The following is a 7,720-nucleotide window of genomic DNA, read 5'->3' on the forward strand; positions in this document are numbered from 1 at the left end:
GTAAGAGGGCTGCCGGACGGGCCGTCACACCGGCACACCGGAGCGCGCGGACGCCCGGTGCGCCGCATCGAGTTCGGCCAGTTGCGCGGCCAGCCGCTCGGCGTGCGCCGGGGGCAGCTCGGCGGCCCGGTCGTGGAGATGGACCGCACAGGCCGTCGTCGTGTCCACGAGGCGTTCCAGCGCACCGGTCACCGCCTCGAAACCGGCCGTGTGCCCCGCGACCGGCGGGAGTTCGGCCGCCGAGAGGTCGAGCGCGGCCCGCGCCACGGCGAGCGAGCGGTAGGCGTCACGGCGCAGCACCCCCCGCCCCGCGCCGTCCTGGGGGCGGGCCAGTACGTGCCGCAGATACCGGTGAGCGGCCGCCACCGCCGTGTCCACCGCGTCCCGCACCCGTCGGCCGCGCTGCCCGGGCAACGGCAGATGCCCCACCAGCAGCACGATCGCGCAGGCCGTCAGCGACTCCACCACCCGGCCCCAGGCTGCCTGCGGCTCGCCCGCCAGCACGACGAGACAGAGCACGAGCACCGTCACGACAGCGGTCTGGGCCGCGAAGTGCCGGGTGGCGATCGGGATCAGCGCCCCGCAGAGGGCCACGGCGGCGACCACCGGCAGGGGACCGGCCACCACCGCGAAGAACCCGGCGAACACCGCGGCGCCCACGACCGTCCCCGCGGCCCGGCCGAGCACCCGGGAGACGAGCGGCCCGAGATCCGGCTTCACCAGGAAGACCGCGGTGGCGGGCATCCAGTACCAGTGCTCATGGTCCAGGGCGAGCGCCACCGCCGCACTGACCCCGCAGCACAGCGCCACCCGGAACCCGTACTCCCGGCCCGCCGGGCCGAAGGCCCTGCGCAGCAGCGCAACGGGCTCCGGCCGCCCGCGCACGGTCCGCAGCGACTGCCCGCCCCGGCGGTCGAAGGCCTCCGCCGCCGCCAGCAGGGCGTCGTCCAGGGCGCGGAGCCCCGCGCCGGAGCGCACCGGCGCGGGCAACGGCCCACAGGCGCTTCCCGTACGCACCGCGTGCGCCAGGCGCTCCGGCCCCTCCGCGACCCGGCCGGGCAACGGCTCACCCGCCCAGGCCAGCGCCGTCGCCGCCTCGGCCAGCGGCAGCGCCGCCGCGTACTGGGTGTGCAGCCGCCGCTCCGCCGCCGAGCTCGCGTACCGCCGCAGCCGGGGGCCCGACAGGGCGTCCTGCGCCTGGTCGAGGGCGGCCGTGAGCGCCGCCCGGCGGGCCGGAGCCCCCGGACCGCCCGCCGCGCGCAGCAGCCCGGCCACCGCCGCGTACACCCCGGCGACCGCCTCGCGCTCACCGTCGTACCGGAAAGGGCCGCCGGTCCGCCGGGGCGACGGCAGCACCAGCCGCAGGAACAGCGCCCACCCCGCGCCCGTCAGGAACAGCAGCGCCCGCTCCCCGCCGGACTCCGGGAGCGGCATACCGGCCCCGATCACGGCGGCGACCAGCACCTGCGTACCGCACGCCGAAGCGACGGGCCCGGTCGCACTGAGCGCCCCCGCGAGGAGCCCCAGCGCCCCGAGCAGCACCGGCAGCAGGAACACCGCCGCCTCCGGCGGACCGACCGCCGGGAGCAGCGAGCCGGTCAGCAGCGAGCCGGTCAGTAGCCCGGTGGCGCCCGCGAGCGCGGGAACCCCCACCCGCGAAACGGAGGAGCGGCGCCCGCCCGGCCGGTCGTTGATCCCGGCGAACATCGCCCCCAGCGCCGCCGGAACGCCCGCCGTCGGCCGGTCGGCGAGCACCGCGACGAGCAGCGGGACCATGGCGAGCGCCCCGCGCACCACCGCCCCGCCGCGGACCGGCCCGCGCTGCGTACGCAGGACGTGGCCGAGCCAGAGCGGCAGCGGCGGGACGGCGAAGGGGAAGACGGGTGACACCACCGGGCTCCAGTCCACAGGGGAGGGGGATCCGCCGGGGGACACCTTCGGCCTGGGCGCTGATGTCAGTCTGGACCAGCGAGGTCGAGGCGGTACTTCCGCCGCATTTCCACCAGGTGAAAGATCACCGCGTACGGGTGTAGGTCACCGCGTCCGCATAAAGAGGCCGCCGTAAGAGGCCGCTGATATGAGGCCGAGCCACCGCAAGAGGCCGCCGTAAAAGAACACCGCAAGAGGCCGCCCTCAGGACAGCCATCGGGGACCGTCGCGTTCCGCTCAGCGGGCCCCGAACTTCTGCGTCCACACCGGTCCGCCGCCGGAGTCCTGCTTCCCTATCCCCATCTCCTTGAAGGAGCAGTTCAGGATGTTCGCGCGGTGCCCAGGGCTGTTCATCCACGCCTGCATCACATCGGCCGGGGTCCGCTGCCCCTTGGCGATGTTCTCGCCGTAGGTGCTCCACCGGTACCCGGCAGCGGTGATCCGGTCGCCCGGGCTGGTGCCGTCCAGGGAGGTGTGCGAGAAGTAGTCCCGCGCCGCCATGTCGGCGGAGTGCCGCTGCGCCGCCGTGGCCAGCAGGTCGTTGGAGGTCACCGGGCCACAGCCCTCCTTCGCCCGCTCGGCGTTGACGATCTGGAGGACCTGACCGCCCTCCGAGGCCGGGGGCGCGGGTGCCGGGGGTGCGGGCGCGGGCGGCGGCGGGGGCTTCGGGGCCGGGGCGGCCGAGCTCGGGGCGGGGGGCCGGACGCTCTTCGTCGGCGAGGCCTTCGGCGTACGCGAAGGGCTCGGTGACGGGGAGGCGCTGGCCGAGGGGGAGGCGGAGGAGGCCGAGGCCGACGGAGAAGGAGTCGTCGGCGTGGGGGAGGGGGCGGCCGTCGTGGGCGGAGCCGTCGCGGTCCGGGACGGGACTCCGGCACTCAGGGTCGTCGCGTCCCGGTCCTCGTCGTCGGTGTACAGATGTACGGCGGCGCCGCCGGTACCGAGCGCCGCGACCGCGACGACCGCCGCGATGGCCGAGTTGCGGCGCCGCCGCCGTACCTGACCGCGCCTGCGCTCGGCCCGGCCCGCCCCGTTCTCGGGGGGCACGGTGAGGTGCGCGGCCGTCGGCAGGAGATCCGGGGCCATCGCCCCTCCGGTGGCCGCGGCCACCGGGACCAGTGCGAGACCCACCAGCAGGCCCTCCGCGGGCACCAGCCCCGAGCCGTGGCCCGAGCAGACGGTGCACTCACGCGCGTGGCGGGCGAGCCGCTTGCGCCACAGGGCGGAGGGGATCCCGTCCCAGCCGGCGGTGATGTCCTCCAGCAGCACGCACGGCGGATCGGCCGACAGCGCGCCCACCACGACCCTGGCCGCCTCCAGCTGCGCCTTCATCCGCTGGACGCGTACGGCCGTGTGCTGCGGCGAGAGCTCCAGGGCCGCGGCGACCTCGGCCCGCGACAGCTGGCCCGCCGTCTCCAGCCACCACAGCGACAGCAGCGCGCGGTCGTCCTCGTCCAGCCACCGCGTCGCCTCCGCCACCTGGCGTCGCTGCCCGGTCAGCCCGAGCCGCAAAATGGTCAGCTCGACGAAGTCGGCGCGCGGATCGGGCAGGTCGTACGCGTCGTCCAGCCGGTCGGCGGAGACCGTCCCCGACTGGCCCTCGCGCCAGTGCCGGCGTATCTCGTTCATGGCTATCGCCACCAGCCAGGAACGGAATCTCTCCGGATCACGGAGCTCGGGCAGGCTGCGCAGCATCCGCAGTACCGTCTCCTGCACCACGTCGTCGACGTCCGCGTGCCCGTTCAACGCCCGGCCGACGACGTTGTACAGCAACGGCAGATACGACGCGACGAGCCGGTCCTTGGCCCCCTGGTCGCCGCTTCGCGCCGCCTCGATCAAGGCCGTCCCGTGATCCTTGCCCATGCTGTGCTCACTCTTCCGGGGTCCGGTGCTGTCACTTCCCACACTCGGGAGATGCGGTGCGGGCCGGACAATAACAAGAATCGGATGAGCATCCCGGATTTCTTTCCAGCACCTCCCGCCACACGGGCACCTCGCAGGCTTTCCCGGGACGGCGCACGCGGTCCGTGCCACGGGGCGACCGTGGCACGGACCAGGTGCGAGCGGACAGGGGCCGGCCGGTCACCGACGGCCGCGTTCAGGAGCGGGGCGGACCGTCCTGGTCGCGCTCCGTGCCGAACTGCTGCCTGAGCTTGTCCTGGGCGGTGTCGACCTGACCGCTGTACTTGCCCTTGGTCCGGTCGTCGACCATGTCGCCCGCCTTGTCGATGCCCTTGCCGGCCTGGTCCTCATGGCCCTTGAACATCTTCTTGATCTTGTCCAGTGCGGACATGCCTGATCCTCCTCGCCTCTGCGCCCCCACTCATCAAGGGTCTCCGCACCCGGCCCGGCCCGCATCCGCGCGCCTTCCGGGGCCGGGTCCGCAGCCTCCCTCCGGTGGGTCGCGGAACCCCTGCGGAAGTCCGGAAGTGTGAAGCCGCGCGGGCTGGGCAGATACCGGTCACCTGGAGGAGGTGGTGGCCATGGGCCGCATCCGCATCATTGTCCGTCGACCCCCGCCCCCGTCCGGGCCGCCCCCGCTTGACCTGCGCACCCCATCCGGCCGGCCGCTGCCCTACTGACCGGAGTGCGGCGGCTCGTCGTCGTACCGCGCCGAAGGCGGCCCCGGCAGCGGGGCGAGCTGCTCCACCAGCGCTTCCAGTTCCACCACCGCGAGTTCCGTCTCATGGCGGATGTTCTGGTGCTCGGCCACGATCGCCCCGAGCAGCAGCGCCGTGAGCGCCACGCACCCGTTGAGCACGGTCAGGTTGGCCATGATCTCCATCAGGGTGTGCCCCGCGAAGGGGCCCAGGGCATCCGTCCCGGCGGTGATCGCCAGCACCGACACCACCAGGGCGCACGGCGCGCTGCCAGGCAGCTGGAAGCGGAGCGCCGCCCAGATGATCACCGGGAACACCAGGTAGATCATGGAGAGCGAGCTCCTGGTGGAGAAGAACCCCGCCACGACCACGACCACCGCGAGGAGACACGCCTCCGGCCACCGGTCGGACAGCCGGGGCCACCGCACCCGGCTCAGCACCAGCAGTACGGGGGTGACCACGAGGACCCCCATGGCGTCACCCGCCCACCACGACGACCAGACCAGCCAGAACCGTCCCGGAGGGACCTTGTCGTCGAGCATCAGCGTCACGCTGCCGGCGGTGGCGCTGATCAGCATCCCGGCGAACGCGCCGAGGAAGACCAGGCAGACCCCGTCCCGCAGCCGGACCAGCTCGCTGCGGAAGCCCACCCGGCGCAGCAGCGCGTAGGCCGCGAGCGGCGCGAGGGTGTTGCCGAGGACGATGCCCAGCCGGGACATGGTGAACGCGTCGCCGATGGCGGAGACCGTGAAGAGCGCGCCCAGAGCGATGCCCGGCCAGATCCGGGCACCGAGGTACAGCAGGGCGGCGAGCGAGATCCCGGTGGGCGGCCAGAGCGGGGTGACCACGGCACCGTCCACCACCACCTGGCGCGTCAGCCCGACCCGTCCCGACAGGTAGTAGGCGCCGGCCACGCCCAGGATCTGCGCCACGTACACGGCCCGACGTCTGGCTTCCTTGCTCCGGATCACAGCTCTCATCAGACACCGACCTCGCGGGGGAGGCCGCCGGTGACACGCGCCCTACGGTTCCCGCGTCACGGCGTCACCGCGTCCCCCCCCCGGGTTATCACCATCACCTCACCGCGACCGGGCAGGCGCGTGGCGCAGCACCAGTACGGCCGCGTCGTCCTCGTGCCCCGTCAGCTCGGCCGCCCCCAGGACACCATCGGCCAGTTCGTCCGCGTTCGCCCCCGCATGCGCGGCCACCAGCCGCCGCACCCGGTCCAGGCCTTCCTCGATCAGCAGCGACGGGCCCTCCACGACCCCGTCGGTGAGCAGCACGATCGCGCCGTCCGCGTCCAGGGTCCGCCGGGTCACGGGATACCTCTCGCCCGTCTGGATCCCCAGCGGCAGACCGCCCGGGTCCTCCGTGACGCCCGACCGCCCGTCCACGGTCGCCCACACACTGGCCACATGACCGGCCCGCGCGCTGTGCAGCTCCCAGGTCCGCGGGTCCAGGCGCAGGAACGTACAGGTCGCGAAGAGGCCGGAGTCCACGGAGAGCAGGAGGTCGTTGGTCCGGCCCATCACCTCGCCCGGGTCGGAGACCGTACCCGCGATCGCCCGCATGGCGATGCGCACCTGCCCCATGAAGGCCGCCGCCTCCACGTCGTGCCCCTGGACGTCACCGATCGCGAACCCGAGGGCGCCGTCCCCGAGCGCGAAACCGTCGTACCAGTCGCCGCCGATGTCCAGGCCGTCCCGGGCGGGCGCGTACCGTGCCGCGGACTGGAGACCGGGGAGGGCGGGCAGGGTCGCCGGAAGCATGTCGCGCTGAAGGGCCTGCGCGAGTTCCACTCTGGCCTGGTGGAATTCCACCTCCCGCCGAGCGCGGGCAGTGAGGCTCTGCAACGTGGTGAGCAGGTCCTCGGCGCTTACTGAGCGGGGAGTCCGACGCCGGTTCATTGGCTGCTCCGCGGTGCGTGAGTCCCTGAATCATATGGTCTGCACCCCTCAGCGGCGACTTCGCCGGCGACGGGCCCGCGGCGTTCACAGGCCGTCACCGTGTCGGACGGGCGGGGCGCCTCAGGGCCGCCGGGCCCGGTACAGATCGCGGATCAGGGCGATCTCGGCGCCGTGGTGCAGGATCTCCTGGTTCACCCACCAGACGACGTCGACGAACAGGTCCTCGGCATCGCTTCCGTACGGATAGGTGCTGTATCCGACGGTGTCGAGAGCGGCGTCGTCCGTGCCGCTCAGCGCCCCGTGCCACGCCTCGGCCGCCGAGACGAACGCCGCCACCGCCCCGGCGGCGTCGCCGGGGACGGGGAGGTCGGCCCGGGTCAGGGAGCGGCTGCCGTTCGTGTGGCCCGCGCGGAGCGTCAGCATCTCGCTCAGGTGGCTGAGCCGCCAGGCGATGGTGGTGAAGGGCGGCGGGAAGGGGTGCGGCGACCGCGCGGAGTCCCGGCCCCAGCCGCCGCGCCCTTCGAGCACCGTGGCGCGGGGCCCGGGCCCCGCCTCACGGCGGCGGACGGACCAGCAGTCCGGGACGGGCTCCCAGACGTACTCGTCGTCGGTGAGCGGAGTGACGCCGATCCCGACACCGTTGCCGCTGTCCATGAGCGGCCCCGCGAGACGACCGGTGAGCCGCTCACGGGCGAAGTCGAACTGCTCCAGCAGGGGGACGAGGCGTGGTGGCGCGGTCATCGGCGGGTCTGCTCCTGGAAGTGGGCGTCGCGTGGGGCCGGCCGGTCCGCCGGGGACCCTTCCACACCGGCCGCCCGGCCGCATCCGCTTTCCCGGCGGGGCCTCCGGGGTCTCCGGGACCCCGGCCGGTGGCCGGATGGACCCGCACGCCGGGCCGTTGTCAGTGGCCGGTGCGATGCTGCCTGCATGGACGAGCTGATGAGGCAGCGACGGGTGTACGGCACCGATCACGACGATCCGCACCCCGGCCCGAGGCCGGGCCACGACTACCGGGAGCTGGTCGGCGGCCCGCTCGACGGCCTTCTCCTGGACGTCACCGGCTGGAGCGACGAGGCCCTGCGCGAGGGGGTCGGGCTGGTCACGGAGATAGGCGCCTACGGACCGGGCGGCCGCGCCGAGTACGGGCCCCGCTCGATCGACGGCCACCAGTGGGACTGGCGCGGCGACGTGCGCTAGGGCCTGTCGTCAAACTGCCGCCTGCCGCGCGACGCCTGGCACGCACGCTCGCAGCGTTGCCGAAATGGCCAAGTAGCTCCGCTACGAGAC

The 7,720-nt window shown here is 73.9% G+C and carries 7 protein-coding genes; 1 reads left to right on the forward strand and 6 read right to left on the reverse strand.

The genetic code is table 11. The annotated features are described in order from the left end of the window. Positions 1 to 24 precede the first annotated feature (24 nt). The 6 genes from ACFW9Z_RS35395 to ACFW9Z_RS35420 all read right to left on the reverse strand — a co-directional run bounded on the left by ACFW9Z_RS35395 (position 25) and on the right by ACFW9Z_RS35420 (position 7,174). Positions 25 to 1,776 carry an FUSC family protein gene (locus ACFW9Z_RS35395; RefSeq protein WP_384647702.1) on the reverse strand — a complete coding sequence of 584 codons (1,752 nt, stop codon included), beginning with the start codon at positions 1,774 to 1,776 and terminating at the stop codon, positions 25 to 27. 390 nt (positions 1,777 to 2,166) lie between these two features. Next, the gene (locus ACFW9Z_RS35400; RefSeq protein ID WP_384647688.1) at positions 2,167 to 3,789 is read right to left on the reverse strand and encodes a sigma-70 family RNA polymerase sigma factor; all 1,623 of its coding nucleotides are present in this window, start codon (positions 3,787 to 3,789) and stop codon (positions 2,167 to 2,169) included. Positions 3,790 to 4,024: 235 nt separating this feature from the next. Beyond that, the gene (locus ACFW9Z_RS35405; RefSeq protein ID WP_384647690.1) at positions 4,025 to 4,219 is read right to left on the reverse strand and encodes an antitoxin; all 195 of its coding nucleotides are present in this window, start codon (positions 4,217 to 4,219) and stop codon (positions 4,025 to 4,027) included. A gap of 282 nt (positions 4,220 to 4,501) precedes the next feature. After that, a complete protein-coding gene (locus ACFW9Z_RS35410; RefSeq protein ID WP_384647704.1) occupies positions 4,502 to 5,497 on the reverse strand; it encodes an MASE1 domain-containing protein in 996 nt (331 codons plus the stop codon). Positions 5,498 to 5,605: 108 nt separating this feature from the next. After that, a complete protein-coding gene (locus ACFW9Z_RS35415; RefSeq protein WP_384647693.1) occupies positions 5,606 to 6,433 on the reverse strand; it encodes a PP2C family protein-serine/threonine phosphatase in 828 nt (275 codons plus the stop codon). 120 nt (positions 6,434 to 6,553) lie between these two features. Further along, on the reverse strand, positions 6,554 to 7,174 hold the full coding sequence (locus tag ACFW9Z_RS35420) for a DinB family protein (protein WP_384647695.1): 621 nt from the start codon (positions 7,172 to 7,174) through the stop codon (positions 6,554 to 6,556). 186 nt (positions 7,175 to 7,360) lie between these two features. On the opposite strand from ACFW9Z_RS35420, the gene ACFW9Z_RS35425 reads away from it, so the two are divergent. Then, entirely contained in the window at positions 7,361 to 7,630 is a 270-nt protein-coding gene (locus ACFW9Z_RS35425) for a hypothetical protein (protein WP_384647697.1), read from the forward strand. The last annotated feature ends 90 nt before the right edge of the window (positions 7,631 to 7,720 follow it).

Origin of the sequence: Streptomyces sp. NPDC059452, assembly GCF_042750035.1 — a bacterium.
Classification (GTDB): Bacteria; Actinomycetota; Actinomycetes; order Streptomycetales; family Streptomycetaceae; genus Streptomyces.